Genomic DNA, 239 nt, shown 5'->3' on the forward strand with positions numbered 1-239 from the left:
GGCGAAGAGACAATCATTGCCCGTGTAGGGGAAGGGATCGTATCGACGATCGGTGCTTCGAAAATGCATACGGATGTACTTGAAAACCCCGATTTGATTTCAAGAACGGTTTTATCAAAAGGGTTGGATTCTGGAACGGCATTTGAAATTCTTTCCATTGATATCGCTGAAGTGGATATCGGGAAAAATATTGGGGCCATATTACAGACTGACCAAGCTGAGGCCGATAAGAAAATAGC

At 43.9% G+C, this 239-nt stretch carries 1 protein-coding gene; it reads left to right on the forward strand.

Going from position 1 to position 239, the window contains the following annotated elements; translation table 11 throughout:
- Positions 1 to 239: flotillin-like FloA family protein (locus SB773_RS34410; RefSeq protein ID WP_410595013.1), on the forward strand; the 239-nt coding region annotated here is incomplete at both ends.

The sequence above is a fragment of the Bacillus sp. SIMBA_074 genome, assembly GCF_046534555.1.
GTDB classification, from domain to species: Bacteria; Bacillota; Bacilli; order Bacillales; family Bacillaceae_G; genus Bacillus_A; species Bacillus_A mycoides.